This window comes from Caballeronia sp. Lep1P3 (assembly GCF_022879595.1).
In the GTDB taxonomy this organism is placed as follows: domain Bacteria; phylum Pseudomonadota; class Gammaproteobacteria; order Burkholderiales; family Burkholderiaceae; genus Caballeronia.
In genome coordinates this window covers 320,450-345,542 of record NZ_CP084266.1, presented here as the reverse complement: position 1 = coordinate 345,542, position 25,093 = coordinate 320,450, and the positions used below count along the sequence as shown (strand labels likewise).

Sequence of the window (25,093 nt, the reverse complement as noted above, 5' to 3'; positions counted from 1 at the left end):
ATAGCCGCCGCCGGCCTCTTTCGACATATTTATGCAGGGCCTTAAGAAACGAAAGTTCGCGGCCGCGGCAACGTTTGCGCGACGCAGAAAATTCGAGCTTTTCCGCCACCTCAAAAACGAAGCGCGGATGCGGTCGCGAGACCGGCATCCGCGCTTCGGTTGCGCGCCGCGAACGACTGAATCAGTCTTCTTCGTCGAGCCAGGGAATATCGACGTCCGTGATGAACGCGACCATCGCGAGCGGCCGCCCTTCCTGCCGGCCGATGTTGCCGTCCGCGCGCTGCCATTCGCATCGGAACACCGTGCCGGGCGTGTCCGCGAGGAGCGTGACGGTGCGGATCTCGTCCGGATCGTTTTCCTCGACGGGGCCGTCGAGCGAAATGAGCAATTGCTGCGGCCAGACGCCGTCGGCGGGATCGTAGATCTTGTCGCCATCGTGAATGACGACGTGCGCCTCGACGCCGATCGTCGCCGATGCCTCGACGATCATCTTGCCGAGCGCGCGCAGCACCGCGGTGGCGCGGCCCGAGTTCGCCTGACGGATTGCGAGATCGCCGCGCGTCAGCGCCTGCTCGAGTTTGGGATTGGTTTTCTGTTGCGCCATCGATCTCTCTCATGAGGTTCAATGCAGCGTTCGACGAGCCGCGCCCGGCGTAAGTTGCAGCGGGATCGTATCACCGCATCATCAAAGATAGGATGCGCCGCGTGGACCGGCAACTTCCGGCAGCCGCCGCTCAAGTTTGCGCATCGCCGGCCGATATTGGGGACATCGCCATTACATTCGTGTCACCGCCGTGCTGCTTGCCGAGCCGCCATTCATCGTCCCGTATGCCGTGCCCGCCGACCGGCGGCGCGCGCTCGCGCGCCTCGCGCCGCGCCCGTGCACGCGGACATGCTGATGCGTGGCGGCGAAATCGTCGATGGCGTCGCTCTCTCGACGCATCTGCAGCCCATCTACAGCCTGCCGCATCAACGCGAGGTCGGCTATGAAGCGCTCCTGCGCGGCAGGCCGGAAGGCGCGGACGGCACACGGGACGGCGCGCTGATCGGCCCGTTCGATCTCTTCGCCCGGGCGATCGTCGCGGGCACGCTGACCGAACTCGACCGCATGAGCCACCTGACGCACCTGCGCAACGCGGCGTCGCTGCTGCCGCCGGCGCAGTGGCTCTTCGTGAACATGAATCCGGCGACGTTCACCCAATCCGGTTACGCGCAGGAACTCGCCGCGCTCACGCGCGCGAGCGGTCTCGCGCCAGAGCGTCTCGTGATCGAAGTGCTGGAGTCGGGCGGCACGGATGTCGAGCGCATCGCGAGCGCGACCCGCGCGTTTCGCGCGCAAGGCTTTCTCGTCGCCGTGGACGACTTCGGCGCGGGCCACTCCAATATCGACCGCCTGCTCACGCTGCGCCCGGACATCGTGAAGCTCGACCGCAGCCTCGTGCGCGCGCAAAGCGCGCAGAAGCACGCGCATCTGCGCGATTCGCTGATGCCCAAGCTCGTCGATTTGCTGCATCAATCGGGGATGTTCGTGGTCGCGGAAGGCATCGAAACGCGCGACGACTTGCTGCTGGCCGCGCGCGCCAACATCGATTTCGTGCAGGGCTATCTGTTCGGCAAGCCGCGCGAGGGGCTGGCGGCACGCGGCGCGGCCACCGCGCTCATCGACGACGCGTTCGAGTCGCTCGCGCGCATGCGCCGCAGCGAGCGTCTGACGGCCGACCTGCTCCTGCTGCCTTATCGCGGCAGCGTTTTGCAGGCGGCGCGGCGGCTCGCCGGAGGCGCCGATACAAAGGCCGCGTGCGCCGAACTGCTCGCGCTGCCCGGCACCCTCGCCTGCTTTTTTCTCGACGAAGCGGGGCGCCAATACCTTCCGACGCTCACCGGCGCAGCCGCCAAGCGGCGCAACGAGCGTTTCGCCCCGATCGCGGACCCGTCGACCGGCCGCTGGGACAACCGGCCGTACTTCGTCGATGCGTGCGCGCAGCCGCAGCAAGTCGTCACGAGCGCGCCGTATCTTTCGGTGACGGGCTCGTCACTGTGCGTGACGCTCGCCATTGCGACCTATCGCGGTGGCGAGACCGTCGTGCTCGGCGTCGATCTCGACTGGCGGCGGCTTTCCGAATAACGCGCGGCCCGCTTCCCCTTCAGACGCCGCCGATGGCATCCGCGAGCGCCTGCGCGCCCGCGCGCAACGCCGCCAGATTGCCAGGCTCGAAGGTCCAGTGCCCCGCTCCGCTCACGACAGCCACTTCCGCGCCCGGCCAGTGCGCCGCGAGCGCGACCGCCTGATCGGCCGGGCAGACCATGTCGAAGCGGCCATGCACGATACGGCACGGCAAATGCGCGATGCGCGCGACGAGCGGCAGCAGGGGCGCCGGCGGTAATTCGTGCGCCATGTAGTGCCGCTCGAGCAGCGCCATCGATACCGCCGCGGCGTTCGCTTCGGCGCTCGGCCGCTTGTCCTCGTCGGCAGGTTCGACGGCGGGCTTGTTGACCACCGAAAGCGTCGTTTCGTAGAGCGTCCACGCGCGCGCGAGCCGGGCGCCGGCTTCGTCGAAGCGCGCGAGCGGCGCTTCGGTGAGCGTCAGGATTTCCTGCGCATTGGCCGGACGCTGGCCGCACGCGTCTTCGATGGCATCGAGAAACGCGCGATGCGCCTCGGGAAACACGCGGCGCACGTCCCACAGAAACCAGTCGATGTCCTCGCGCCGCGCGAGAAACACGCCGCGCAGCAGAAAGCCCGTGCAGCGCTCGGGATGCGCGACGCCGTAAGCGAGGCCGAGCGTCGTGCCCCACGAGCCGCCGAAGACCGCCCAGCGTTCGATGCCGAGCGCGGCGCGCAGCTTCTCCATGTCGCCGACGAGCGCATGAATGCCGTTGTGTTCCAGCCTGCCGAAGGGCTTGGATTTGCCGCAGCCGCGCTGGTCGAAGAACACGACGCGCCACGCCCGGCCTTCCAGGACTTCGGCCCATTTCACGTTCATCGCCCCACCGGGGCCGCCGTGCACCACGACGAGCGCCGGCGCGTCGCGCGGGCCCTGCGCGCGCCAGTAGACCAAGTGGCCGTCGCCTACGTCGAGCATTCCTTCGTCGAATTTCACCGGCACTTCTTCCATCGCATTTTTTCCAGAGAAAGGGTTGACCCGGTTCATTGTTGCATCCGTCGGGCGGGCGCGCATCGGCGCCATGAAAAGTGCGATGCGCTATGCTTCTCGCCTTGCCCGCTTTCAACCCGAAGACACTTCGCCCAAGCCCGATGCGACGCACCCTCGTCAAGTGGCTCTTCGCCACCTATCTGCTCGGCAGCGGCACGCTCTGGTCGATTCTGATCCTGCCACTCTTCCCTTTCGTTGGCCGCAACGGTCGCTACTGGCTCGCGAGGCTCTGGTGCCGCGCGATGGTCGCCATGATGCGCGTGATCACCGGCGTGACGTGCTCGATCGAAGGACTGGAGCATCTGCCCGAGGGACCGTTCATCATCCTGAGCCGGCACGAATCGACGTGGGAAACGCTTGCGTTCATGGCGCTCTTTCCGCGCCGGATCAGTTTCGTGTTCAAGCGCGAGCTCATGAAAATCCCGTTCTTCGGCTGGGTGCTGCGCGGACTCGACATGGTGGGCCTCGATCGCGGCTCCATTCGCCAGGCGCATCAGGCCGTCACGCGCGAATGCGCGGCGCGGCTGAAAAAAGGCGACGCCGTCGTCATCTTTCCGGAAGGCACGCGCGTTTCGCACGACGCGCCGCTCAAGCTCGCCTCGGGCGGCGTGCGCCTCGCCTGCGCGACGAAGGTGCCGGTGGTGCCGGTCGTGCACGACGCCGGCAAAGTGTGGCCCGCGAAGGGCTGGCCCGACCACGGCGGGCATATCCGCGTGATCGTCACGCCGCCCTTGCCGATCGATCGCGAGATCCCGCAGGAATTGAACCGGCTCGCGCAGACGCAGATGGACGAGGCGCTCGCCGAACTGCGCTAAGCCAACGTGTCAATAAAGCGGCCGCTTTTTCGCGGCGCAGAGCCGGTTCACGGCGGATAACAGCGTCTCGACGTCCACCGGCTTGCGCAGATAGCCGTCGTAGCTCACGAACGCGGGCGGATTCGGATGCCCCGAAATCATCAGAAAGGGAATGTGCGCGAGCGCCGCGTCGTTCTTCATCGTCTGGCAGAGCAGCGCGCCGCCGAGCCCCGGCATCATCCAGTCCGACACGACGATGTCGACCGCCTGCTCGCTCAGTATCGATAACGCTCCGTTGCCGTCGAACGCGCATAAGACGTGGCAATCCTCGTCTTGCATGCAGAGGGTCCAGGCATCGATGGTGGCGGGGTCGTCGTCGACGAGAAGTACGGTCTTCATGTAGCGAACGGTGCGGGCACGGGTTGGGGGCGGAGCGAGGAATCCGCGTGCAACGAACGTTGTGACCGTGAACGTTTGCTTTCGTTGCTGCGCGGGCACGTCCCTGCGCGCCTTTTCGTCATAGTATTTTGTTCCCGCCAACTTTGCGCGGTAAATGCTCCTTGAGCAAGCCTCGGGCCGCAGCGCGCCAATCGGTCATTTGCTCCCGGCGCGCGAGCGCCCGGCGTCGCGGATCGCATCGACGAGCGATTCCTCCACCGGCGTGCGCGCCGCGTCGTTGCGGCGGATGAGGCCGATGGGCTCGTCGGTGCCGGCGAACGGCATCGGCAGCGCGGCGAGCAGCCCGAGCGCGATGTCGTGCTCGACCGCGCCCGCCGGCACGAACCAGACGGCGTCGTTATGGAGCGCGAGCGAGCGTCCCAGCGACACCGACAGCGTCTCCACCAGCGCCGCGAGCGCATGCGCGCCGAACGCGGTCAGCATGCTTTCGGCGGACTGGCGGATCAGCGTGCCGAACGGCGGCACGACGATGGCAAAGCGCGCGAGCAACGCGGGCGTGAGCGGCGTCTCGAACGTGAGCGGATGGTCACGGCGCACGACAACGGCGAGCGGCTCGCGATAAATCTGTTCGAACGAGAGGCCGTGCATCGCTTCGGGTTCGGAAAGCCGCCCGACGACGAGATCGACTTCGCCGGCCTTCAGGCGTTCGAGCAGCGGCGCGTTGGAATCGGTGTGCACGGAGAGCGAAACGGCGGGCCATTGCTCCCGGAACGCGGCGAACGCGGGCGGCAGGAGCGCGTTCGCGACCGTCGGCAACACGCCAATGGACACCGCGCCCGGCACGTCGCCCCGCTCGCGCAGCAGCATGTCGACGCCCTCGCGCAGCGACGCGACGCACGCGCTCGCGTGCGGCGCGAAAAGACGCCCCTCGCGCGTCGGCACGGCGCCGCGCCGCCCGCGCTCGAACAAACGCACGCCTAGAATGGATTCGAGCTCGCCGATCGTCTTCGAGACGGCGGGCTGCGTGATCGACAGGCTATCCGCCGCGCGCTGCACGCTGCCGAGCTGCGTGACGGCGAGGAAGCATTGCAGGTGGCGGAACTTGACGCGCATGTTGGTGAAGTCCGTATCCATGAAGAGTCGTTATGGTTCGACGCACAAAACGTCATTTTCCATAACTCGGCGCGTTCGATAAAGTAGCCGTCAGAAATATCCTATTCACGTCACAAGACCAGGAGACAAGTCGACATGACATCCGCCATTCTCACGCCGCGCGACTGGGAGTCCCATCCGCCGTATCTTTCGCCGGGCTACCGGTCGTCGGTGTCGCGCAGCCCTTCGCTGCCGCTGATTCCGCTCAAGGAAAACCTGCGCAACCGCCGCGTGCCGGTTTATGGCGCCGATGACCTCGGCACGCTCGACAACGACCTCACGCGCAACGCCGCGAAGAACGGCGAGCCGCTCGGCGAGCGCATCATCGTGACGGGCCGCGTGCTCGACGAAGGCGGCCGCCCGGTGCGCAACACGCTCGTGGAAGTCTGGCAGGCGAACGCCGCCGGGCGCTACGTGCACAAGGCCGATCAGCACGACGCTCCGCTCGATCCGAACTTCCTCGGCGCGGGCCGCTGCCTGACCGACGACGAAGGCCGCTACCGCTTCATGACGATCAAGCCCGGCGCGTATCCGTGGGGCAATCACCCGAACGCGTGGCGCCCGAATCACATTCACTTCTCGCTCTTCGGCGAATACTTCGGCTCGCGCCTCGTCACGCAGATGTACTTTCCCGGCGATCCGCTGCTCGAACTCGATCCGATCTTCCAGGGCATTCCGGAACAGGCGCGCAATCGCCTGGTTTCGCGCTTTTCGATCGATACGACGCAGGAAAACTACGCGCTCGGCTACGAATTCGACATCGTGCTGCGCGGCCCGGACGAAACCCCGACGGAGTGACCATGACGACCCTCAAGCAAACGCCCTCGCAGACCGTCGGACCGTACTTCGCCTACGGCCTCGTGCCCGAGCAGTACAACTTCGACTTGAAGAGCCTGTTCACGGCATCGGCGGCGGATCGCGAAGTGCCGGGCGAGCATATCGCCGTCGTCGGCAACGTGTTCGATGCCGAAGGCAAGCCGGTCGGCGATGCGCTGATCGAAGTCGCTCAAGCCGACGCGAACGGCCGCTACGTGCAGAGCGTGGAAGAAGCGCGCGAGTCGGGCTTTCGCGGCTTTGCGCGCGTCGGCACGGGCACGGACCCGAAACTGCGCTTCGTCGTGGATACGGTCAAGCCCGGCGCGACCGCCGACGATTCAGCCCCGCATCTCGACGTGATCGTGCTGATGCGCGGCATGCTGCTGCACACGTACACGCGCATCTATTTCGACGACGAAACCGAAGCGAACGCGAAAGACACGGTGCTTCAAAGCGTGCCGGCCGAGCGCCGTCACACGCTGATCGCCAAGCGCGAGCCGGGAACGTTATCGACGATCTACCGTTTCGACGTTTATCTGCGCGGGCCGAACGAAACCGTATTCTTCGATCTGTAAGCCCTCGCTCGCTGCGCACGCGGGGAAAAGGCGTCCGGCACTGCGCTATAGTGTCGGACGCCTTTCGTTTTTATCGCATTCCCGTTATGACCGACGCCGCCAATCCCAGCCCGCTCTATGTCAAGCTCCTCGCCGAAACCGCGCAGATAGGCTGGTCGGAACTCGAACGCTTCTTCGCGAAGGGCGTGCTGATCTGGGTGAAGCGCGATCTCGATCTCGTGAGCGTCGCGGAAGCCGTCGCGAGCGACGATACGCAGCAGGTCACGCAATGGCTTTCGGCGGGGCTCGTCGAGCGCGTGCAGGCCGGGACAGCCGCCGATCTCGCCGCGCGCGATCCGGAGTTGTGGGCCGTCGTCGTATCGCCGTGGGTGTGCGTGCAGGAACGCGGAAACTGACGCAAACCACGGCTCAGGCCCGCATCCAGTCCGTCCACAACACGACGAGAATCGTCATCAGCGCCGGGCCGATGAAAAGCCCGAGCAGCCCGAACGTCTCCGCGCCGCCGAGAATCCCGAAGAGCACGAGCAGAAACGGCAGGCGCGTCGATCCGCCGATCAGCACCGGCCGCACGAAGTGCTCCGAGATGAACACGACAATCAGCCCGAAGATCGCGACGCCCGCCGCCGCGATCATCGAGCCTTGCGCGACCAGCCACAGCGCCGAGCCGAGAAAGACGATCGGCGCGCAGAACGGCAGCATCGCGGCGACCGCGGTCAGCATGCCGAGCAGCGTCGCATGCGGCACGCCCGTCACGCCATACGCGATGCCGAGCAACGCGCCCTCGCCCAATCCCACGACCACCAGCCCGACGACCGTGCTGCGCACCGAATCCGCCATGCGCTGAATCAGCGCCGCGCCGTCCGCGCCGAACGCGCGCCGCGAACCGGCCACCAGTTGCCTGCCGAGCTTCGCGCCCGCCTGAAAGATGAAGAAGAGCGTCATCAGCATGAAGCCGAAGATGACGAAGCCATGCACCACGCGCCCGCCGAAATGCCGCGTCATCGCGACGAACGTGGCGCTGTGCAGGCTCTTCACCGCAGGCGACGATTCGAGCGGCGTCGCGAGATTGGCCTGCCACCAGTGCGCGACCTGCTGCGACCCGGTCGGCAGCCGGCCGATCAGCGCGGGCATCGGGATGCCGTTGCGCAGGACGTCATGGAGCCACTGCATCATGTCGTGCGCCTCGTCCGCGGTCTGCGCCGCGACGATCGCGAACGGGACGACGAACAGCAAGCCGATTGCAAGCGTCAGCACGACCGCGAGCAGCGTGTTGCGCTGCCTGAACACCGGCCGGCGTTCGAGCCAGCCGAATGCGGGCCACAGCGCGATGGCAATCACGACGGCCCACACCACGGCCGGAATGAACGTGCGCGCCGTATAGAGCGCGACCAGCACGAGCACCGTATAAAGCACCGCCGATGCCGCGCGCTGCATCTTGCGCGTGCGATCGGCGGTGTCGGATGTGTTGTCGGTGCGCGTAGAAATCGCCATAAAAGAGCCTCTGAGGGAATCGACAATCAGCGAGAGCGATAGAGTCGCCGGCAGAAGGCGCACGATTCATTCCACTTCATGAATGGCATCGATGCAACGTTTCTTACAAAGCGGCCCTTGGTGGTCCCTATAATCGCAGGTCGGCCGTGAACGCAGGGAACTCGGAATGTTGGGCAAAGGCTTACTTGCAGTAGGAGCATGCGCGTCCATCGCGCTGTTGTCGGGCTGTGCCGCCAAACTGGACCGTTCGAAGGAGGAGAAGCTCAATGCGCAGTTCGGCATCGCGATGCAGCAGGTCAAAGGCGGCGTCGAGTTGCGCCTGCCCGAAGTCGCGCTCTTCGATACGGACGAAGCCGAGATCCGCCACGGCAGCCTGCCGGCGCTCGACCGCGCGGCGACCGTCCTTAAGCGCAGCATGCGCCCCGTGCTGATCGAAGGTCATACGGACAACGACGGCCCGCTCGCCTACAACCAGAGCTTGTCGAAGGCGCGCGCGGAGTCGGTGGCGCGTGCGCTGATCGCGCGCGGCGTGCCGGCCGAACGCCTGAGCACGAAGGGCATGGCCTATCTCCGGCCCATCGCGAGCAACGACACGCCGCAAGGCCGCGCGATGAACCGCCGCGTGGAGATACTCGTTCGGGCCGAAAGCGAAGAGACGCTGCTCGGCCCGGCGCAAAGAAAGAAACGCTAGCTCTGCTGCGCTTCCAGCACGAGCAATTGCGCGCCGTCGGCCACCTGATCGCCGACATCGAAAAGAATCTCGCCGATCTTGCCCGCAGCCGGCGCGACGATCGTGTGCTCCATCTTCATCGCTTCCATCACCATCAGCGGCGCGCCCTTTTGCACCGACGCGCCCGCTTCCACCAGCACGGCAATGATCTTGCCCGGCATCGGCGCGGTGAGGCGCCCTTCGTGTTCGGCGTCGCCCGCGTGGGCCATCAGGTTCTGCCATTCGAACGCGAACGCCGCGCCTTCGTAAAAGACGTGGAACACGTCGCCATCGGTGAAGACGTGGCCTTTGACGAGCGCGTCGTCGAGTTGCACCGCGAACGATGTCTCGCCGCGATGCGACCAGTCGAAGCGCGCGCTCTCGCCGTTGAATTGCAGCCGCTTCTCGCCGTTCTTCGTGAAGACCACTTTCAGCGCTTCGTCGGAGTCGAGCGCGCGCCAGTTCAAATCCTGGCTGTAGCCGCCGGCCATGCGCCAGTGCGATAGCGCGTCCCACGGCGAGCGGCCGTGCGCTTCGCCGCCCTCGCGCGTGAGCAGCGCGGCGCACGCGAGCGCAAGCGCCTTCTCGCGCGATACCGGCGACGGCGCGAAGAGCGCATCGCGATGACGCTCGATGAGACCCGTATCCAGTTCGCCTTGCGAGAACGGCTCGCTCGTCACGATGCGCTGGAGGAACTCCACGTTCGTCTGCAAGCCGACGATTTCGCACTGCGCGAGCGCACGCGCCATGCGCGCGAGCGCGTCGCGGCGGTCGCGGCCATGCACGATCAGCTTCGCGATCATCGGATCGTAGAACGGCGTGATGGCGTCGCCTTCGCGCACGCCGCTGTCGATACGCACGTCGCCATCGATCGTGAATTCGACCGCCTGCGGCATGCGCAGGTGCTTGAGCGTGCCCGTCGACGGCAAGAAGCCGCGCGACGGATTTTCCGCGTAGATGCGCGCTTCGATCGCGTGGCCCGTCACGCGCAGTTCGTGCTGACTCAAGGGCAGCGGCTCGCCCGCCGCCACGCGCAGTTGCCATTCGACGAGATCGAGCCGCGTCACCATTTCCGTCACCGGATGCTCGACTTGCAGGCGCGTGTTCATCTCCATGAAGTAGAACTGGCCGTCCTGCGTCATGATGAATTCGACGGTGCCCGCGCCGACGTAATTCACCGCGCGCGCGGCGGCGACGGCCGCTTCGCCCATTGCGCGGCGCGTTTCATCGGAGAGGCCGGGCGCGGGCGCTTCTTCCAGCACTTTCTGATGGCGGCGCTGCACGGAGCAATCGCGGTCGAAGAGATAAACCGCGTTGTCGTGCCTGTCCGCGAAAACCTGCACTTCGACATGGCGCGGGCGCAGCAGATACTTTTCGATCAGCACGCGATCGTTGCCGAAGCTCGACGCCGCCTCGCGCTTGCACGACGCAAGCGCCTGCATGAAGTCCTCGCTCTTTTCGACGACGCGCATGCCTTTGCCGCCGCCGCCCGCGCTCGCCTTAAGCAGCACCGGATAGCCGATGCGATCCGCTTCGCGCTGTAACAGCGCAGCGTCCTGATCGTCGCCGTGATAGCCGGGCACGAGCGGCACGGACGCGGATTGCATCAGCGCTTTCGCCGCGGCTTTCGAGCCCATCGCGCGGATCGCCTCGACGGGCGGTCCGATGAACACGATGCCCGCTTCTTCGCACGCGTTCGCGAATAGTTCGTTTTCCGAAAGAAATCCGTAGCCGGGATGGACGGCCTGCGCGCCCGTCTGCTTCGCGGCCTCGACGATGCGTTCGATACGCAGATAACTCTCCGACGCCGCCGATCCGCCGACGTGCACCGCTTCGTCGCAGACATCGACGTGCTTCGCTCGGGCATCGGCATCCGAATACACGGCGACGCTGGCGATGTTCAGGCGCTTCGCCGTTGCTGCGACGCGGCACGCAATCTCGCCGCGATTGGCTATGAGTATCTTGTTGAACATCGGATCACATCCTGAACACGCCGAAGCGCGTTTCTTCAATTGGCGCGTTCATCGTCGCGGCGAGTCCCAGGCCCAGCAGGTCGCGCGTTTGCGCGGGATCGATCACGCCGTCGTCCCAGAGGCGCGCGCTCGCGTAGTACGGATGGCCCTGCGCTTCGTATTGATCGCGAATCGGCGCCTTGAACGCTTCCTCGTCCTCGCTCGACCATGTTCCGCCCTTCTTTTCGATGCCATCGCGCCGCACCGTCGCGAGCACGGACGCGGCCTGCTCGCCGCCCATCACCGAAATGCGCGCGTTGGGCCACATCCACAGAAAGCGCGGCGAATACGCGCGGCCGCACATGCCGTAATTGCCCGCGCCGAACGAGCCGCCGATGATGACCGTGAACTTCGGCACTTTCGCCGTGGCGACCGCTGTCACCATCTTCGCGCCGTTGCGCGCGATGCCTTCGTTCTCGTACTTGCGCCCGACCATGAAGCCCGTGATGTTTTGCAGGAACACGAGCGGAATCTTGCGCTGGCAGCACAGTTCGATGAAATGCGCGCCCTTCAACGCCGACTCCGAAAACAGAATGCCGTTGTTCGCGACGATGCCGACCGGATGCCCCCAGATATGCGCGAAGCCGGTGACGAGCGTCGTGCCATAGCGCGCCTTGAACTCGTCGAAGGCGGAATCGTCGACGATGCGCGCGATCACTTCGCGCACGTCGAAAGGCTTCTTGGTATCGACGGGAATCACGCCGTAGACGCTTTGTGGGTCATAGCGCGGCGGCAGCGGCTCTTTCAGCGCGAGCGGCGCGCTTTTCACGCGATTCAGATTGCCGACGATGCTGCGCGCAATGCCGAGCGCGTGGGCATCGTTTTGCGCGAGATGGTCCGCCACGCCCGACAAACGCGTATGCACGTCGCCACCGCCCAAGTCTTCCGCGCTGACTTCCTCGCCGGTCGCCGCTTTCACGAGCGGCGGCCCGCCGAGAAAGATCGTGCCTTGATTCTTGACGATGATCGATTCGTCGCTCATCGCGGGCACATACGCGCCGCCCGCCGTGCACGAACCCATCACCACGGCGATCTGCGCGATGCCTTGCGCCGACATGTTCGCCTGGTTGTAGAAGATGCGGCCGAAGTGGTCACGGTCGGGGAACACGTCGTCCTGATTCGGCAAGTTAGCGCCGCCCGAATCGACGAGATACACGCACGGCAAGCGGTTTTGCTCCGCGATTTCCTGCGCGCGCAAGTGCTTTTTCACCGTGACCGGATAGTACGTGCCGCCTTTCACGGTTGCGTCGTTGCAGACGATCACGCACTCCTGCCCCGCAATGCGTCCGATGCCGGTGATGATGCCCGCGCCCGGCGCTTCGTCGTCGTACATGCCGTAGGCCGCGAGCTGCGAGAGTTCGAGAAACGGCGTGCCCGGATCGAGCAATTGCGCGATGCGGTCGCGCGGCAGGAGCTTGTTGCGCGACAGATGACGGTCGCGCGCCGCCTGCCCGCCGCCTTCCGCGATTTTCGCGACTTTCTCTTTCAGGTCCGCGACGAGCGCCTCGAGCGCCGCCGCGTTCGCGCGAAAGTCCTCGCTGCGCGGATTCAGTTTCGATTCGATGATCGCCATGACGCGCGTCCTCAGGCCGTTTCCGCGAACAGCTCGCGCCCGATCAGCATGCGGCGGATCTCGCTCGTGCCCGCGCCGATTTCGTAGAGCTTCGCGTCACGCCAGAGACGTCCGACCGGATACTCGTTGATATAGCCGTTGCCACCGAGAATCTGAATGGCTTCGCCCGCCATCCACGTCGCTTTTTCGGCGGTATAGAGAATGACGCCCGCGCAGTCCTTGCGCACTTGTCGTGCGTGGCCGTCGCCGAGCGTGTCGAGCTGGCGGCCGACCGCAAAGAGATACGCGCGGCACGCTTGCAGCGTCGTGTAGAGATCCGCGACCTTGCCCTGAATGAGTTGAAACTCGCCGATGGATTGCCCGAACTGCTTGCGGTCGTGGATATACGGCACGACCGCGTCCATGCACGCGAGCATGATGCCGGTCGGCCCGCCCGCGAGCACGGCGCGCTCGTAGTCGAGGCCGCTCATCAGCACTTTCACGCCGCCGTTCAGCGCGCCGAGAATGTTCTCCTTCGGCACTTCGACGTTCTCGAACACGAGTTCGCCCGTATGCGATCCTCGCATGCCGAGCTTGTCGAGTTTCTGCGCGACGGAAAAGCCTTTCATTCCCTTCTCGACGATGAATGCGGTGATGCCCTTCGCGCCCGCTTCGATATCCGTCTTCGCGTAGACGACGAGCGTGTCGCAGTCCGGCCCGTTGGTGATCCACATCTTCGTGCCGTTGAGCACGTAATGATCGCCCTTATCTTCGGCGCGCAGTTTCATGCTGACGACGTCCGAGCCCGCGTTCGGCTCGCTCATCGCGAGGGCGCCGACATGCTCGCCCGACACCAGCTTCGGCAAATACTTGCGCTTCTGGGCTTCCGTGCCGTTGCGATGAATCTGGTTCACGCACAGATTCGAATGCGCGCCATACGACAGCCCGACCGACGCCGACGCCCGCGAAATCTCTTCCATCGCGACCATGTGCGCGGTGTAGCCCATGTTCGCGCCGCCGTATTCTTCGGAGACCGTCATGCCGAGCACGCCGAGATCGCCGAACTTCTTCCAGAGGTCCATCGGGAACTGGTCGGTGCGGTCGATTTCCGCCGCGCGCGGCGCGATTTCCTTCGCGGCGAAGTTGACGAGCGTGTCGCGCAACATGTCGATGTCTTCGCCCAATGCGAAGTTCAGGCCGGGTACGATGCTCATGGCGTCTCCTCCAGATGCAATGTTTTGAGCGTCGCTCACACTACTCATAAACGCCGCGACGCTTCGATGCCGGCCATTTCACGCTGAAATCGCCTAGCCGTCAACAGATTTCTGAGCTACGCTCACATCATCGAATACTGGGCCGAAACTCATGTCCACGCAAAACAGCGGCACCGGCCGCCGCACGCCCGCCGGCGTCAAATCGCAACAGCGCGTGCGCGAAATTCTGCAGGCCGGCCGCGATGTCTTCGCCGAAAAAGGCTACGACGGCGCGACGAGCGCCGAGATCGCGCAGCGCGCGGGCATATCCGAGGCGACCGTCTTCAGCTATTTCAGCGGCAAGCGGGAACTGTGCGCGCGCGTGATCGCGGACTGGTATGACGAAATCATCGACGCATTCGAAAGCGGCCTGCCGCGCGAAGGCTCGGTGAAGCAGCAGTTCGCGTTTATCGTGAGGACGCATCTGCGCCTCATGCTCGTGAACGGCACGGGGCTTTGCTCCCTCGTGTTGTCCGAAGGCCGCACGAAGCAGCACGATCTTTCCGACACGCTCACAGAACTGCAGCGCCGCTACACCGCGCCGCTCATGGACGTCCTCGCGCGCGGCCAGGCGCTCGGCCACATACGCGCGGACGTGCCGCTGCGCCTGTTGCGCTCGCTGGTTTTCGGACCGATGGAACACGTTCTCTGGGACGCGACGCTCGCCAGGCGCCGCCTGAATCAGACTCAGATCGAAACGACGGCGGACGAACTCGTGGACGTGCTCTGGGCGGCGCTGCAACCGCCCGACGCGCCGCTCGCCGCGCTCAGGCAGTTCCGGCAGGAGGTGGAAGATGCGTCGCGCCGCTATGACGCAAGCCGCGCGGAGCCGTCTACTTGACGAAGCGCCGCGCGAGCCTCGCGAGCTTCGGCACGGTGGTCGGGCGCAAAGGACGCGCGTCGTAGCCGCGCATGCGCCGATCGTTTTCGGCGAGACACAGGTCGATCAGCGCGCCGACCGACACGTCGCCAGCCACGGAATCGCCGACATTCGCCGGGAAGTTCATGTCCTGCGCCGCGCCGCTCTTGTCGAAGCCGCGCGCGAGCGAGATGCGGTCGCGAATCAGCGTGATCCAGACGCCCGCCGTCTTCAGCAGAAACCCCGGCTTGCGATACCACGGCAGGCTGCGCCGATACCACGCCACCCAGTTCGCGAAGAAAAGAATGTGCCGCGCCTCTTCCTGAATGACCGGCTCGAACGTTTCCACGAGCGCTTCCGGGAAATAGCCCGACTGCCGCGCCGCCTCGAATAGCCCGAACGCGAAGAAGCTGTCGATGCACTCGCTGTAGCCCGTCAGCATCCACGCGCGCAGCGGGTCGTCGGGCGCGGGATACGGCGGCTCGGGCGCGAGCGCGATGCCATACGCTTCCACGAGCTTCGACAGCACGATCTTGTGGCGCGCTTCCTCGCCGCCATTCATGCGCAGCGCGTCGCGCAGAAGAGGATCGTCGGCGGTCTCGGCAAACGTCAGCACGCGAATCGACGCGCGCCCTTCCGTCTGCACCGCGATGTCCCAGATCGGCAGCGAGGTCACGCGCCTGAGCGCCGCGGGATCGAGCGTCGGCCAGTCGATTACCGCGGGCTTGTACGGGTTGTGCGTGCTCAGCAGCATTTCGCAGAACATGCGCCTGTGCGTCTCGGAGCCGACCGGAATCCTGCCTTCCGATCGGTACGTCCAGTTGCGCATCGCATGATCTGCTTCGACTGGGGTGAGCGTGTCGGACATGTTCGAATAGTGGGCGGCTATCGGGAACGTCCTGCGGATTCTGGCACATGGGACGCCCGTTCGCAGCAACCGCTACGCCGCGCGGCGCGGCGCTCTCAGTGCGAGATCTGCTCCAGCGCCATGTCGCGCGTTTTCGGACCCATCAGGCCGATCGCCGCCATCACCACGAGCATCGCCCCGGCGATGAACACGAACACGCCCGTCGTGCCGAAGCCCTTCAGCACGCCCGCGATGATGAACGACGTGAAAATCGCGGAAAAGCGGCTCCACGAATACACGAAGCCGACGGCGCGCGCGCGGATGCCGGTCGGAAAAAGCTCCGCCTGATAAGCGTGGAAGCTGTACGACATGATGTTCGCCGAGAGCGTCAGTCCGACGCCCATCGCGATGAGAAACGCCGCATCCGACGACTGGCTGAAAAGCAGCCCGCACACGATGTTGGCCGCCGCCATGACGACGATAGCGGTCTTGCGCTCGATCCTGTCGGCGATGGCGAGCCCGATGATCGGACCGATCGGCGCGGCAATCGCGATGATGCTGGAATACATGAGGCTCGACGTCACCGTGATGCCCTGCTTGACGAGCAGCGTCGGCACCCAGTTCGCGAAGCCGTAGAAACCGACCGTCTGAAACACGTTGAAGACGATCATCATCGCCGCGCGCTTGCCGTAGGGCGGCCGCCACATGTCGGCGAAGGCACCGCGCGCCGCCGCCGTTTCGACGACCGTCTCGGGCGCCGGAAGCGGCTTGCCGTACTCGCGCTCGACCGCGGTTTCGAGCGCGGTCATCACGCGGTCGGCTTCGGCGAGCCGGCCCTTTTGCGCGAGCCAGCGCGGGCTTTCGGGCAGGCTGCGGCGAATCCACCAGACGAAGAGCGCACCATGCGCGCCGATCAGAACGACCCAGCGCCAGCCGTCGAAGCCGAACGGCGCGCGCGGCACGAGCAGATAGGCGAGAAACGCGACCACCGGCACGGCGGCGAAGCCGACCGCCTGCTCGCACGCGAACGCGCGGCCCCGGATGTGCTTCGGCGCGAGTTCGGAGATATACGTGCCGATCGTCACCAGTTCCACGCCGATGCCCACGCCCGCGACGAAGCGCCAGAAGTTGAGGCCCGTCGCGGTGTCCTGGAACGCCATGACCACGTTCGCGACGGTGTACCACAAGAGCGAGTACGTGAAGATCGCGCGGCGGCCGAAGCGGTCCGCGAGCGATCCGCACGCCACCGTGCCGATGAAAAGCCCCGCGAACAAGGACGCGATGAAGCTCGCCACGCCCGTCATGCCGAAAAAGCCGTGCGTCGCGGGCGTCAGGATGCCGCTCTTCACGAGGCCCGGCGCGACGTAGCCGGAGTACAGCAGGTCGTACAGTTCGAAGAAGAACCCGAGGCTCAGCAGCACGACGAGCTTCCAGACGGTGCGTGTCGCGGGCAGCCGGTCGAGGCGCGCGGAGATGAGGCCGGCGGTGAGCGCGGGCGCGTCGGGAGGAACGCGGCGTGACGCTGCCGCGGAGGAAGTGGCCATCGGTGTCGTCTCCTGTCTTGTATCTGGGCGTCCGCGCGGGCTTTCGGTCGATCCGCGCGCGAAGCAAAAGGCGGAATCTTAACCGCCCGGATAATTCCTGCCGAGAGGCAGCTTCCTCGCGCGCGGCGCTTCGCCGGATGCGCCTTTGCGAAATAATCGCCCGCATTCTCGAGACAAAATCGCGCAATGCGCCGCTATCAGGACTTTCACTAGGTCCCCAAGTATTTTGGCTTGGTAACCTTCTGCCGATTCTGTGCGGACACGTTTCCGCGGAATGTCCGCCGTCCGGCCCTTTCAGGCGGCCGCCCGCCGCGCCGGACGTCACCGGAACGAGACCTTCCGGGCTGAACCGACCACCTTCTGGAGTTAAAACAGTGAAGAAACTGCTTGCTGCCTTGTCGATGTCCCTTCTCGCCGCCACGTCGTTCACCGCGACCACGGCCCATGCCAAGGATTATTCGACGATCCGCTTCGGCGTCGATGCAAGCTATCCCCCGTTCGAATCGAAGGGTTCGGACGGCAAGCTGGTCGGTTTCGACGTCGATCTCGGCAATGAAATCTGCGCGCGCCTGAAGGCCAAGTGCGTGTGGGTCGAAAACGACTTCGACGGCATGATCCCCGCGCTGAAGGCGAAGAAGTTCGACGGCGTGCTCTCGTCGATGTCGATGACGCCGCAACGCGCCGAGCAGATTTCCTTCTCCAGCAAGCTCTTCAACACGCCGACGCGCCTCGTCGCGAAGAAAGGCAGCAACATCCAGCCGACGGCCGAAAGCCTGAAAGGTAAGAACGTGGGCGTCGAACAGGGCACGATTCAGGAAACCTACGCCAAGACGTACTGGGCGCCCAAGGGCGTGACGGTCACGCCGTACCAGAATCAGGACCAGGTCTACGCCGATCTGACCTCGGGCCGTCTCGACGCCGCGCTGCAAGACGCGGTGCAGGCCGATTTGGGCTTCCTGAAGACGCCGCGCGGCGCGGGCTTCGAGTTCGCGGGCAAGGATCTCGTCGACGCGAAGATTCTCGGCAACGGCGCGGGCATCGGTCTGCGCAAGGAAGACACCGACCTGAAGGCGAAAATCGACAAGGCGATCGCCGACATCATCAAGGACGGCACGTACAAGAAGCTCGAGAAGAAGTACTTCGACTTCGACGTGTACGGCGGCTGATTCCGTCAGCACCAGCCAGCCAGCGAACGGGCTCCGCGTAAAAACGGAGCCCGTTTTGCCTGGTGCCGCGCCTGCCGCGCGCACGAAGCCGCCCGGCTCCCGTCCCGCCGATTTCGGCTAAGATCGAACGTCTGAGGCAGCGCCCGCGGACGGAGACACCGCGGCGCACCGCGCGTCGTCCAAGCGCGCCTCTACCGTCCAGCAACCCATCGAGGCAAGACCCGCGCACGCGCGTGCGCGCGAACATCATGCAAACCAGAACCCAACAACTCATCTCGCCGTCGCTCGGCACTTCACGCAGCATCACGAGCTTCCATTACGGCCCGGGCGGCGGACAGAAAATCTATATCCAGTCGTCGCTGCACGCGGACGAACTGCCGGGCATGCTCGTCGCCTGGAAGCTGCGCCGCCATCTGGCCGCGTTCGAAGCCGCAGGCAAGCTGCGTGGTGAAGTGGTGATCGTGCCCGTGCCGAATCCGATCGGCCTGAATCAGTTCCTGCACGGCAGCCAGCTTGGCCGTTTCGAGACGAACAGCGGTCACAACTTCAACCGCAATTTCCACGATCTCGCCGCGCTGATCGCGCCGCGCATCGAAGCGCGTCTCACGAACGACGCCGACGCGAACCGCCTCGCCGTGCGCGCCGCGATGAAGGAAGCGCTCGACGAGCAGACGCCGCACACCGAACTCGAATCGCAACGCCTCGCGCTGCAGAAGCTGTCATACGACGCCGATGTCGTGCTCGACCTGCATTGCGATCTGGACGCCGCGCTGCATCTCTACACGAATCCGGACATCTGGACCGAAGTCGAGCCGCTCGCGCGCTATCTGGATGCGAAGGCGTCGCTGCTCGCGCTCAATTCGGTCGGCAATCCGTTCGACGAGATTCACAGCTTCTGCTGGTCCGACTTGCGCGCGCGCCACGGCGAACGCTTCCCGATTCCGAACGGCGGCATTTCGGTGACGGTCGAACTGCGCAGCCAGCATGACGTGTCCTACGAACTCGCCGACAAGGACGCGCAGGCGATCGTCAACTATCTGATCCATCGCGGCGTGATCGAAGGCGACGTGCCGCCGCTGCCCGCGCTCGCGTTCCCGGCAACGCCGCTCGCGGGCGCCGAGCCGATCGTGGCGCCGGTCTCGGGCGTGCTCGTGTTCCGCGCGCAAGTGGGCGCGTTCATCGACGCGGGCGAAGCCATCGCCGATATCGTCGATCCGCTGACCGACACCGTCACCACGCTCAAGTGCAGCACGTCGGGCGTGATGTACGCGCGTCACATCACGCGTTTCGCGACGGCGGGCCTCGAAGTCGCGCGCATCGCGGGCGCGAAGGCGTATCGCACGGGCTCGCTGCTGTCGGCCTGAGCGGTTCAGAACGCGACGAGACTGCACTGCGCGGCAACGATGCGCCAGCCGCCCGCAGTCTCGGCCCACGTTCGCGTGTAGCGCAGGCTGCCGGTGAACGGCGCGCCGACGAACGTGCCCGAAATCGCGACGCGCGTGACCGTCACGGCGAACCCGCCGTACACGCGCACGCGCTGCTCCTGCGTTTCCAGACTGTCGATGCGCTGCATGCCGTAGCGATGCCCGTTGAGATCGTCCGACTTGCTCCAGACTTTGCCGGTGGCATCGACGAAGCTGAGATCGTCCGCCAATAGCGCATCGAGCGCTTCCCCATCCGACGCGATCATCGCCTTCCTCAGGCGCTCTTCCAGTTCGCGGATTCCCTGTTCGTCCATGTCGTCTCGCTCGCGGTGATTGAATCGTGAGCATATCGCGCGCGCGTGTACGGCAGATCGACGCGGATCGCCAGCTTCGTTGCGGGTTCACGACAACGCGCAAACCGTCGAAAGCCGCTGTCACATATCTTTCTTCAGCGAGCGCTACATTTGCGCCCGTCGCCGCCACGCGCCATCAGAGCGCGACGCGCCGCAGACGCGCGCTGCTTGCAGCGTGACCACACACCGCGAACCAACTCACGGAGCTTGTTTTGAAGAAGAATCTTTTGGCAACGGCGGCATTCGCCGCATTCGCCGCTCTCGCCTCCTCGGCGCATGCGCAAAGCAGCGTGACGCTCTACGGCATCATCGACGCCGGCATCAGCTACGCCAACAACAGCGCGACGCGCACCGGCAGCGATCACATCTTCAAGTACGACGACGGCGTCGCCCAGGGCAGCCGCTGGGGCCTGCGCGGTTCTGAAGACTTAGGCGGCGGCCTGAAGGCGATCTTCACGCTGGAGAACGGCTTCAACAGCGGCACGGGCGCGCTCGGTCAGGGCGGCGCGGAATTCGGCCGTCAGGCGTATGTCGGTCTCGCGAAGAACGACGTCGGCTCGCTCACGTTCGGCCGTCAGTATTCGTTCTCGACCGACTATCTCGGCTCCGCCTATTCGATCGGCGGCCAGACGGTCGCGGGCAACTACGCGTATCACATCAACGACGTGGATCAACTCACGTCGAGCCGCATCAACAACGCGGTGAAGTTCAGCAGCGCGAGCTTCTACGGCGTGACCTTCGGCGCGATGTACGGCTTCTCGAATCAGGCGGGCGCGTTCGCGGGCACGCCCAACACGACCGTCGGCACGACGACCGTCGCCGGTTCGTCGCGCGCATACAGCTTCGGCCTGAACTACAAGGCCGGTCCGCTCGGCGTGGGCGCGGCATACACCGACATCCACTATCCGGGCGCATCGACGCCTGCGTTCAGCACGAGCATCGCGAATATCGCGACGGGCGGCGCGAAGGACCTGCGCACCTTCGGCGTGGGCGCGAACTACACGCTCGGCGCGGCGACCGTCTTCGGCCTCTGGACGAATACGCGCTTCGAGCCGATCGCGGGCGCAAGCTCGAAGTTCAACGCGTATGAAATCGGCGGCAAGTACGCGGTGACGCCGGCCATCACGGCGGGTCTCGGCTACACGTACATGAACCTGTCGGATGCGTTCAAGGGCCACTGGCATCAGATCGACGCGAGCGCCGACTACGCGCTCAGCAAGCGCACCGACGTGTACCTGCTCGCGATCTATCAGAAGGCATCGGGTGCGAACAACGGTGTCGAGAACCAGGCGCAGATCGGCTCCGCGACGAGCTACTTCGGGACGTCGGGCGCGGGGGAGAACAACCAGCTCGCGTTTCGCATCGGCATGCGTCACAAGTTCTGAGCGAGCAACGCCGCTTTGACTGACGCATGAAAATCGGGCCGCTTTTCGCGGCCCGATTCTTTTGTCACTTGCTCTTCTTGCCGTTCTGCGCCTGGAACTGCGCGACGTGCTCGTCCATCATTCTGCGGATCGCGCGGCCAATCGCCATGTAGTCGCTCTCGTTCAGATTCGCGAGCGACACGCGCCCCGACGGATGCTGCGTGCCGAAGCCGCGACCCGGCAACAGCACCACGCGCGCTTCCTTCGCGAGCCGGAAAAGCAGTTCGCCCGGCTTCGTGTTCTTCATCAGCCATTCGACGTACTCGCGTCCGTGCATGCGCTCGCCGAGATATTCCATGTCGAGGATGGTGTAGTAATCGACGAGATTCGCGTCGCCGTCTTCGAGCGGAATGCCGATCTCGCGATACAGCGCCTGCTTGCGGTTGCGGATCAGCCGCTTGAGCGCGTTCTTGTACGCATCGGGCGTGTCCATCAGCGAGAAAAGGGAGAACAGCACCATCTGCACCTGCTGCGGCGTGGAAAGACCCGCCGTGTGATTCAGCGCGACGGTGCGGCTGTCGGCCACGAGACGGTCGATGAACTTGAGGCTTTCCGGCTCCGTCGTGATGGACTCGTAGCGCTCGTGCAGAATCGCCTTCTGTTCCGCCGGCAGCGCGGCCAGCAGTTCGTCGAACACGTTCTCGCGATGCGTCGCGATGGTGCCGAGCCGCCAGCCCGTCGCGCCGAAGTACTTCGAATACGAGTACACGAGGATCGTGTTCTTCGGGCACAGCGCGAAGAGCGACACGAAATCGTCGGCGAACGTGCCGTAGACGTCGTCGGTGAGAAGAATGAGATCGGGCCTTTCCTTCACGATTTCCGCGATGTATTCGAGGCTTTCATCGTCCATCTTCACCGAAGGCGGATTGCTCGGATTGACGAGAAAGAACGCCTTGATTTTCGGATCGCGCAACTTGTCCAGCTCTTCCTTCGAGTATTGCCAGCCTTGCGCGACATCCGCGTTCAGATTCACGACTTCGAGCTTGTAGTCGTTCAGATGCGGAATCTCGATGTAGGGCGTGAAGATCGGCATGCCGAGCGCAATGGTGTCGCCCTGCTTGATGAGGAAGTTCTCGCGCATCGTGTTGAAGATGTACGTCATCGCCGCCGTGCCGCCTTCGACCGCGAATAAATCGAATTCGCCGACGAATGGATACTTGCCGATCATCTCGCGCCGCAAATATTGCCCGACGATCACTTCCGAGAGCTTCAGCATGCGGTCGGGCACCGGATAGTTCGAGGCCAGAATGCCCTCGCACATCTCGTACAGAAAGTCGCCCGCGTTGAGCCCGAGCTGATCGCGCACATACGACACCGCGCCGAACAGGAAGTCGATGCCCGGCGTGCCCCGGTTCTCGCGCGCGAAGATTTCGAAGCGCTCCTCGAGTCCTTCATGCTTCGGAAAACCGCCGATGCCTTCGGGCATGTAGGCGAACGAGCGCTCGGACTCGCGCATCGCGAAGAGACCGAGCTGCCAGAAACCGTGGCGCGGTATCGTCGCGAGAAAGTTCGGATTGCCGCGCCCCGCGTTGAGCATGGCGACATTCGCGGGGCGCTCCACCACGCCGCCGCCCGCCGCCTTGATGAGTTCGTCCTTCAGTTCGAACGGGCTGAGCGACGACATCGCCGCGCCATTGTCGGAACCGGACTTTGAGGACTTTGACATCCAACACCCCCACGTAATGAACGATCGAGTGGAAAGAATCCCTGATACACGCAGCGTCCAGCCTTCACGTCATCAACATCACGATGACCATCCCCCAGATCGTGAGCAGCGTATTGCCGACCGCATACGTGACCGTGTAGCCGAGGCCCGGCACCTGGCTCTTGGCCGTGTCGCAGATCATGCCGAGCGCGGCGGTCGTAGTGCGCGCGCCCGCGCAGATGCCGAGCAGAATCGCGGGATGGAACTTGAACACGTACTTGGCGATGTACATGCTGATGATGAGCGGCACCGAAGACGCGAAGATGCCCCATAGAAAAAGGCTCACGCCGAGCTTTTGCAGCCCCGCGACGAACCCCGGCCCCGCCGATATCCCGACCACCGCGATGAACACGTTCAGCCCTACTGAATTCATGAACCAGATGGTCGGGCCGGGGACGCGGCCGAAGGTCGGATGCACCGCGCGCAGCCAGCCGAAGACAATGCCCGCGATGAGCGCGCCGCCCGCCGTCGAAAGCGTGATGGGAATGGCGCCGAAACGCAGCACGATAGCGCCGATCAGCGCGCCCAGCGTGATGGCGAGGCCCACGAACGCCATGTCAGCCGCATCGCTCGGCCGGTCGATGACGCCCACCGCGTTGGCCACGGCAGTCGTGTCCTGCGTGCGTCCGACGAGCGTGATCGTATCGCCGCGATAGAGCTTCGTGCTGGGCAGCACGGGAATGAGCGTTTCGGTCGCGCCGCGCTTGATGCGACGGATGAACACGCCGCGTGCGCCTGTCGTCTGCCCGAGTTCGGCGAGCGTGCGGCCTTCGATGCTCTTGCTCGTCAGATAAATATCGACGCCTTCGACCGGCACCGCGAGCAACTCGGCATCGTCCACTTCGGCGCCGCCGCCGCCGACCAGTTCGACGAGATGCTCGCGCCGCCCGATGATCGCGACGACATCGCCCGGCTGGAGAACGTCATCGACCTTCGCATCCTGAATCTTGCCGTCGCGCCTGATTCGCTCGATGAAAAGCCGCGCGCCCGAAGGCCGCAGCGCTTCGGCCTGCCCCACGCTCATGCCGACGGCGCGCCCGTGTTCCGCTATCCGATACGCGCGCAACGCGAACTGATGCCAGCCCGTGCCCGCACCGCCGACTTCCGACGATCCGCCCAGTTGCGCTTCATACTCCTTGCACGCCGCGACGAGGTCGATGTTGAGCAGCTTCGGCCCGAGCATCGCGAGAATGATCGCGGAGCCGATCGTGCCGTAGATGTACGTGACGGCGTAGGCCGTGGGCATCGCATCGAGCAGCGCTTTCGTTTCGGCGGGAGACAGGCCGAGCCGGTTGATCGCGTCGGTGGCGAGCCCCATCGATGCCGAGATGGTCTGCGATCCCGCAAAGAGTCCGGCAGCCGAACCGAGGTCGTAGCCCGCGATCTTCGCGGCGGCATAGGGCGCGGCGAGACACAGCACGGACTCGATCACCGCGAAAAGCGCCTGCGGCAAGCCGTCTTTCGCGATGCCGCGCACGAATTGCGGACCGACGCCGTAACCCACGGCGAAGAGAAACATCAGGAAGAAAACAGCTTTGACGTTCGAGGAAATGGTGATGCCGAGCTGACCGATGGCGATGGCCGCAAGCAAGGTCGCGGTGACGGCGCCGAGACTGAATCCCTTGAAGCTCTTGCCGCCGACCCAATACCCGACTCCCAGCGAAAGAAAGATGGCGATTTCAGGGTAACTGCGCAGCGTTTGCGTAAGCCACGACATATGCACTCCTTTGCGGGACGAACCTTGGCGACCGTTTCGTGCTCGGCGAGCACGGCTAAAAGGCGAGGAATGAGCGGCCTTGAATCGTTGATGGAAGCGAACGGCTGCGTGCGTCGGTGCAGCGGCGCCTCGGCATCGGGTCAGAG

23 protein-coding genes are annotated in these 25,093 nt (G+C 64.9%); 10 read left to right on the top strand and 13 right to left on the bottom strand.

The window, feature by feature from the left end:
- Positions 1 to 181 precede the first annotated feature (181 nt).
- Positions 182 to 604: a hypothetical protein gene (locus tag LDZ27_RS16030; RefSeq protein WP_244816963.1), complete on the bottom strand. Its 423-nt coding sequence runs from the start codon at positions 602 to 604 to the stop codon at positions 182 to 184.
- A 294-nt stretch (positions 605 to 898) separates the two neighbouring features.
- Between LDZ27_RS16030 and LDZ27_RS16025 the strand changes: the two genes are divergently transcribed.
- Positions 899 to 2,125 (top strand): EAL domain-containing protein, encoded by a 1,227-nt coding sequence (locus LDZ27_RS16025; protein ID WP_244816962.1) that lies wholly within the window; start codon positions 899 to 901, stop codon positions 2,123 to 2,125.
- A 19-nt stretch (positions 2,126 to 2,144) separates the two neighbouring features.
- Here LDZ27_RS16025 and LDZ27_RS16020 read toward each other — a convergent pair whose 3' ends face one another.
- Positions 2,145 to 3,152 carry an alpha/beta fold hydrolase gene (locus LDZ27_RS16020; RefSeq protein ID WP_244816961.1) on the bottom strand — a complete coding sequence of 336 codons (1,008 nt, stop codon included), beginning with the start codon at positions 3,150 to 3,152 and terminating at the stop codon, positions 2,145 to 2,147.
- A gap of 104 nt (positions 3,153 to 3,256) precedes the next feature.
- On the opposite strand from LDZ27_RS16020, the gene LDZ27_RS16015 reads away from it, so the two are divergent.
- The gene (locus LDZ27_RS16015; protein WP_244816960.1) at positions 3,257 to 3,970 is read left to right on the top strand and encodes a 1-acyl-sn-glycerol-3-phosphate acyltransferase; all 714 of its coding nucleotides are present in this window, start codon (positions 3,257 to 3,259) and stop codon (positions 3,968 to 3,970) included.
- Between the two features lie 9 nt (positions 3,971 to 3,979).
- Here LDZ27_RS16015 and LDZ27_RS16010 read toward each other — a convergent pair whose 3' ends face one another.
- Together LDZ27_RS16010 and pcaQ are read right to left on the bottom strand one after the other, a co-directional pair.
- The gene (locus tag LDZ27_RS16010) at positions 3,980 to 4,348 is read right to left on the bottom strand and encodes a response regulator (RefSeq protein WP_244816959.1); all 369 of its coding nucleotides are present in this window, start codon (positions 4,346 to 4,348) and stop codon (positions 3,980 to 3,982) included.
- Positions 4,349 to 4,543: 195 nt separating this feature from the next.
- Positions 4,544 to 5,482, bottom strand: a complete 939-nt coding sequence (pcaQ, locus tag LDZ27_RS16005) for a pca operon transcription factor PcaQ (protein ID WP_244816958.1) — start codon at positions 5,480 to 5,482, stop codon at positions 4,544 to 4,546.
- 114 nt (positions 5,483 to 5,596) lie between these two features.
- Here pcaQ and pcaH point away from each other — a divergent pair, with 114 nt between their 5' ends.
- From pcaH to LDZ27_RS15990, 3 genes are all read left to right on the top strand, one after another.
- The gene (gene pcaH / locus LDZ27_RS16000) at positions 5,597 to 6,298 is read left to right on the top strand and encodes a protocatechuate 3,4-dioxygenase subunit beta (protein WP_244816957.1); all 702 of its coding nucleotides are present in this window, start codon (positions 5,597 to 5,599) and stop codon (positions 6,296 to 6,298) included.
- A 2-nt stretch (positions 6,299 to 6,300) separates the two neighbouring features.
- The gene (gene pcaG / locus LDZ27_RS15995; RefSeq protein WP_244816956.1) at positions 6,301 to 6,891 is read left to right on the top strand and encodes a protocatechuate 3,4-dioxygenase subunit alpha; all 591 of its coding nucleotides are present in this window, start codon (positions 6,301 to 6,303) and stop codon (positions 6,889 to 6,891) included.
- 86 nt (positions 6,892 to 6,977) lie between these two features.
- Positions 6,978 to 7,286, top strand: a complete 309-nt coding sequence (locus tag LDZ27_RS15990) for a DUF2288 domain-containing protein (protein WP_244816955.1) — start codon at positions 6,978 to 6,980, stop codon at positions 7,284 to 7,286.
- Positions 7,287 to 7,299: 13 nt separating this feature from the next.
- Here the strand turns inward: LDZ27_RS15990 and LDZ27_RS15985 are convergent, their stop codons facing one another.
- The gene (locus LDZ27_RS15985) at positions 7,300 to 8,382 is read right to left on the bottom strand and encodes an AI-2E family transporter (RefSeq protein WP_244816954.1); all 1,083 of its coding nucleotides are present in this window, start codon (positions 8,380 to 8,382) and stop codon (positions 7,300 to 7,302) included.
- 166 nt (positions 8,383 to 8,548) lie between these two features.
- On the opposite strand from LDZ27_RS15985, the gene LDZ27_RS15980 reads away from it, so the two are divergent.
- A complete protein-coding gene (locus LDZ27_RS15980; protein ID WP_244816953.1) occupies positions 8,549 to 9,073 on the top strand; it encodes an OmpA family protein in 525 nt (174 codons plus the stop codon).
- Here the strand turns inward: LDZ27_RS15980 and LDZ27_RS15975 are convergent.
- From LDZ27_RS15975 to LDZ27_RS15965, 3 genes are read right to left on the bottom strand one after another with little or no spacing between them, the layout of a single operon-like run.
- A complete protein-coding gene (locus LDZ27_RS15975; RefSeq protein ID WP_244816952.1) occupies positions 9,070 to 11,064 on the bottom strand; it encodes an acetyl/propionyl/methylcrotonyl-CoA carboxylase subunit alpha in 1,995 nt (664 codons plus the stop codon). The two genes, LDZ27_RS15980 and LDZ27_RS15975, sit on opposite strands and share 4 nt — an antisense overlap.
- A 4-nt stretch (positions 11,065 to 11,068) precedes the next feature.
- Positions 11,069 to 12,676 carry a carboxyl transferase domain-containing protein gene (locus tag LDZ27_RS15970; protein ID WP_244816951.1) on the bottom strand — a complete coding sequence of 536 codons (1,608 nt, stop codon included), beginning with the start codon at positions 12,674 to 12,676 and terminating at the stop codon, positions 11,069 to 11,071.
- Between the two features lie 11 nt (positions 12,677 to 12,687).
- Positions 12,688 to 13,869, bottom strand: coding sequence for an isovaleryl-CoA dehydrogenase (locus LDZ27_RS15965; RefSeq protein WP_244816950.1), 1,182 nt, complete (start codon positions 13,867 to 13,869; stop codon positions 12,688 to 12,690).
- 151 nt (positions 13,870 to 14,020) lie between these two features.
- Between LDZ27_RS15965 and LDZ27_RS15960 the strand changes: the two genes are divergently transcribed.
- Positions 14,021 to 14,749, top strand: a complete 729-nt coding sequence (locus LDZ27_RS15960) for a TetR/AcrR family transcriptional regulator (RefSeq protein ID WP_244816949.1) — start codon at positions 14,021 to 14,023, stop codon at positions 14,747 to 14,749.
- On the opposite strand, the gene LDZ27_RS15955 is transcribed toward LDZ27_RS15960, so the two are convergent.
- Together LDZ27_RS15955 and LDZ27_RS15950 are read right to left on the bottom strand one after the other, a co-directional pair.
- Entirely contained in the window at positions 14,742 to 15,635 is an 894-nt protein-coding gene (locus tag LDZ27_RS15955; RefSeq protein WP_244816948.1) for a ferritin-like domain-containing protein, read from the bottom strand. The two genes, LDZ27_RS15960 and LDZ27_RS15955, sit on opposite strands and share 8 nt — an antisense overlap.
- 95 nt (positions 15,636 to 15,730) lie before the next feature.
- A complete protein-coding gene (locus LDZ27_RS15950; protein ID WP_244816947.1) occupies positions 15,731 to 17,158 on the bottom strand; it encodes an MFS transporter in 1,428 nt (475 codons plus the stop codon).
- A gap of 374 nt (positions 17,159 to 17,532) precedes the next feature.
- On the opposite strand from LDZ27_RS15950, the gene LDZ27_RS15945 reads away from it, so the two are divergent.
- Positions 17,533 to 18,324 carry an ABC transporter substrate-binding protein gene (locus LDZ27_RS15945; protein WP_244816946.1) on the top strand — a complete coding sequence of 264 codons (792 nt, stop codon included), beginning with the start codon at positions 17,533 to 17,535 and terminating at the stop codon, positions 18,322 to 18,324.
- Positions 18,325 to 18,572: 248 nt separating this feature from the next.
- On the top strand, positions 18,573 to 19,688 hold the full coding sequence (locus LDZ27_RS15940) for a succinylglutamate desuccinylase/aspartoacylase family protein (protein WP_244816945.1): 1,116 nt from the start codon (positions 18,573 to 18,575) through the stop codon (positions 19,686 to 19,688).
- A 5-nt stretch (positions 19,689 to 19,693) separates the two neighbouring features.
- Here LDZ27_RS15940 and LDZ27_RS15935 read toward each other — a convergent pair whose 3' ends face one another.
- Positions 19,694 to 20,062 carry a nuclear transport factor 2 family protein gene (locus LDZ27_RS15935; protein ID WP_244816944.1) on the bottom strand — a complete coding sequence of 123 codons (369 nt, stop codon included), beginning with the start codon at positions 20,060 to 20,062 and terminating at the stop codon, positions 19,694 to 19,696.
- A 251-nt stretch (positions 20,063 to 20,313) separates the two neighbouring features.
- Here LDZ27_RS15935 and LDZ27_RS15930 point away from each other — a divergent pair, with 251 nt between their 5' ends.
- Positions 20,314 to 21,486, top strand: coding sequence for a porin (locus LDZ27_RS15930; RefSeq protein ID WP_244816943.1), 1,173 nt, complete (start codon positions 20,314 to 20,316; stop codon positions 21,484 to 21,486).
- Between the two features lie 64 nt (positions 21,487 to 21,550).
- Here LDZ27_RS15930 and LDZ27_RS15925 read toward each other — a convergent pair whose 3' ends face one another.
- Positions 21,551 to 23,191 (bottom strand): bifunctional aspartate transaminase/aspartate 4-decarboxylase, encoded by a 1,641-nt coding sequence (locus LDZ27_RS15925; RefSeq protein WP_244816942.1) that lies wholly within the window; start codon positions 23,189 to 23,191, stop codon positions 21,551 to 21,553.
- A gap of 64 nt (positions 23,192 to 23,255) precedes the next feature.
- Positions 23,256 to 24,947 (bottom strand): aspartate-alanine antiporter, encoded by a 1,692-nt coding sequence (gene aspT, locus LDZ27_RS15920; RefSeq protein ID WP_244816941.1) that lies wholly within the window; start codon positions 24,945 to 24,947, stop codon positions 23,256 to 23,258.
- Positions 24,948 to 25,093 lie beyond the last annotated feature (146 nt).

Excerpts from the sequence above, each read along its gene's own strand:
- LDZ27_RS16030 (WP_244816963.1), bottom strand. The coding sequence starts at position 604 with ATGGCGCAACAGAAAACCAATCCCAAACTCGAGCAGGCGCTGACGCGC.
- LDZ27_RS16025 (WP_244816962.1), top strand. The coding sequence starts at position 899 with ATGCGTGGCGGCGAAATCGTCGATGGCGTCGCTCTCTCGACGCATCTG.
- LDZ27_RS16020 (WP_244816961.1), bottom strand. The coding sequence starts at position 3,152 with ATGAACCGGGTCAACCCTTTCTCTGGAAAAAATGCGATGGAAGAAGTG.
- LDZ27_RS16015 (WP_244816960.1), top strand. The coding sequence starts at position 3,257 with ATGCGACGCACCCTCGTCAAGTGGCTCTTCGCCACCTATCTGCTCGGC.
- LDZ27_RS16010 (WP_244816959.1), bottom strand. The coding sequence starts at position 4,348 with ATGAAGACCGTACTTCTCGTCGACGACGACCCCGCCACCATCGATGCC.
- pcaQ (WP_244816958.1), bottom strand. The coding sequence starts at position 5,482 with ATGGATACGGACTTCACCAACATGCGCGTCAAGTTCCGCCACCTGCAA.
- pcaH (WP_244816957.1), top strand. The coding sequence starts at position 5,597 with ATGACATCCGCCATTCTCACGCCGCGCGACTGGGAGTCCCATCCGCCG.
- pcaG (WP_244816956.1), top strand. The coding sequence starts at position 6,301 with ATGACGACCCTCAAGCAAACGCCCTCGCAGACCGTCGGACCGTACTTC.
- LDZ27_RS15990 (WP_244816955.1), top strand. The coding sequence starts at position 6,978 with ATGACCGACGCCGCCAATCCCAGCCCGCTCTATGTCAAGCTCCTCGCC.
- LDZ27_RS15985 (WP_244816954.1), bottom strand. The coding sequence starts at position 8,382 with ATGGCGATTTCTACGCGCACCGACAACACATCCGACACCGCCGATCGC.
- LDZ27_RS15980 (WP_244816953.1), top strand. The coding sequence starts at position 8,549 with ATGTTGGGCAAAGGCTTACTTGCAGTAGGAGCATGCGCGTCCATCGCG.
- LDZ27_RS15975 (WP_244816952.1), bottom strand. The coding sequence starts at position 11,064 with ATGTTCAACAAGATACTCATAGCCAATCGCGGCGAGATTGCGTGCCGC.
- LDZ27_RS15970 (WP_244816951.1), bottom strand. The coding sequence starts at position 12,676 with ATGGCGATCATCGAATCGAAACTGAATCCGCGCAGCGAGGACTTTCGC.
- LDZ27_RS15965 (WP_244816950.1), bottom strand. The coding sequence starts at position 13,869 with ATGAGCATCGTACCCGGCCTGAACTTCGCATTGGGCGAAGACATCGAC.
- LDZ27_RS15960 (WP_244816949.1), top strand. The coding sequence starts at position 14,021 with ATGTCCACGCAAAACAGCGGCACCGGCCGCCGCACGCCCGCCGGCGTC.
- LDZ27_RS15955 (WP_244816948.1), bottom strand. The coding sequence starts at position 15,635 with ATGTCCGACACGCTCACCCCAGTCGAAGCAGATCATGCGATGCGCAAC.
- LDZ27_RS15950 (WP_244816947.1), bottom strand. The coding sequence starts at position 17,158 with ATGGCCACTTCCTCCGCGGCAGCGTCACGCCGCGTTCCTCCCGACGCG.
- LDZ27_RS15940 (WP_244816945.1), top strand. The coding sequence starts at position 18,573 with ATGCAAACCAGAACCCAACAACTCATCTCGCCGTCGCTCGGCACTTCA.
- LDZ27_RS15935 (WP_244816944.1), bottom strand. The coding sequence starts at position 20,062 with ATGGACGAACAGGGAATCCGCGAACTGGAAGAGCGCCTGAGGAAGGCG.
- LDZ27_RS15925 (WP_244816942.1), bottom strand. The coding sequence starts at position 23,191 with ATGTCAAAGTCCTCAAAGTCCGGTTCCGACAATGGCGCGGCGATGTCG.
- aspT (WP_244816941.1), bottom strand. The coding sequence starts at position 24,947 with ATGTCGTGGCTTACGCAAACGCTGCGCAGTTACCCTGAAATCGCCATC.